This is a genomic window from Bartonella silvatica (genome assembly GCF_040545155.1).
Lineage (GTDB): Bacteria > Pseudomonadota > Alphaproteobacteria > Rhizobiales > Rhizobiaceae > Bartonella > Bartonella silvatica.
This window is the reverse complement of record NZ_JBEPLI010000059.1, coordinates 1-1,899: the sequence shown is the minus strand read 5'-3', so window position 1 is coordinate 1,899 and position 1,899 is coordinate 1. Positions and strand designations below refer to the sequence as shown.

At 37.5% G+C, this 1,899-nt stretch carries 1 protein-coding gene; it reads right to left on the bottom strand.

Features of this window, described 5'->3' with window-relative positions; all coding sequences use genetic code 11:
• Positions 1-956 (bottom strand): ShlB/FhaC/HecB family hemolysin secretion/activation protein (locus ABID23_RS07840; RefSeq protein WP_354190925.1); only part of this gene is annotated, 956 nt, incomplete at its 3' end.
• Positions 957-1,899: the final 943 nt, after the last annotated feature.

Genomic DNA, 1,899 nt, shown 5'->3' with positions numbered 1-1,899 from the left:
CAATAACCGTACGGAATACTCACACTCGCTGAAATGTTATTGCTATGCCCTTCTTGCTTGCTCCCACCCCAATAATCGGGCTCACTGCGTTGATAGTTAAAATCCCACGCATCATTTATCCCTAAAATATTGTCTACCTTTAAGCCCGCACTATAACGCGCATAACCCGTAGAGGCTTGTCCCATATTGTCATGAGAAACGGTAACCTTGAAAGTTTTATCGGGATGATTGTTAATATTGACAATGGTGCTCCCTTCTTCACGCCCTGGAAGAAGTTCGCTTTGAGCGTGCGCTGAACTCAAACGGTTGATCTGATCAAGCCCCTGTTCAATATCGCGCATGTTCAGAACATGACCTTGAAGCCCAGGAAAAGCACTCCATACAACATTGTTATAACGAGACGTCGGTGAACCATTATAGTAAATCTCTGAGAGCTTGCCCTCAACGACAACAAATTTGAGCGTCTTGCTGTTTTTGATATCTTGATCAGGAATGTAAAAACGCGCCGTTACATAGCCTTGATCCAAATAAACTTTGGTTAACTGCTTGATTAAGAGCTGAATATCGACAAGACCAATACATCTTCCAACATAAGGCTCTGTTACAGCTGATATAAAGCGCTTTTTAACATGATGCACTCCCTCAACAACAAGAGCATGAATGGGAAAACATTGCTTCCCACCCAAAAGCGTTTCTGGATTTTGCTCTGAAGGCGTCTTGATCCTTTTAGGCGTTAAAGACCGTAATTTCTCAATTCTTTCTAATTGCTGCTTCTCAGATTGTTGGCGAGAAAAATTATCTGTTGGGGAATGAAAAATAGCTGAGGAGCGCGCATAAACACTTACACCTGCAAACAAGCCAAAGAAAACAACAATGGCACGAAAAATTCTCAAAAGAGAACTTTGGCGTAAAAATACACAAAACAATACAGATTGCCCCCGCTTTGCATTATTCATGAAGCACTCTTTAAAAGAACTTCATGGAACCGCTAACAAGTCCACTCAAAACAGCCACTGCCCTATGACGCTTTTAACAAAAGCACACGCCTCTGTGACCAAAAAAGTGACACCCCAAAACTGCTTTATTTTAACTGCTGAAGATCTCTCCCCCACATTTATTATGTAAAAAACCTCTAAACAAAACTGTTTAGCCCGTCAATATTCAAGACATCAATATCCCCAGTTTAATGCTACAATATATTTATCAATCATTAGAGATAAATTCACTCTCCAGCTCCTCTAAGCCACTCAACACGCATATAAACGAGACATCATGCTATCAAGCACATCCTGTCGTCAAAAACCATCATAGAAAACAATAAGAAATCTCTTTGAGAGCCTTTCAAGACAATCACGCAAAACTCTTTTAATGGCATTCTCATCAAAGAAACCTTTCTCCAAAGACAATGATCTGAGTAATCTGAACAGAAGAGTTTTGTCCAGTGCTGTCAGTGTTGTCCGTTCTTTTTAGAGCCTATATTATTTTTTTAATGAGTAAAAATTAAAAACATTATATTTCAATAGGTTAGTATTTTAAAAATATAACTCATATCAAGAGTACAATCTTTAAAGATAACCAATGATGTGAATTGATTAAAACCTGTCAGTTATGTGTCAGTAAATTGAACTGACAAAAGTGATTATTTTAGTGCCTCTTAAAACCTATCAAAATACTCATTCTGATATTTTAAAGCACATAGTGAATTTATCTTGATTAACCCGTGAAACGAACAGCAAATTTTACTACTTTGCTGATCTTATACCATGTCATGGGCTGTGGATAAGTACCTTTAAAACCCCTTTTGAAAAAATTTATCCGTTTTTTCGCATTTTTCTGCATTTTTTTCACCATTTACTCAAAATGGATTTAATAAGCTTCGTTTTGATTCTTTTGAAGAGA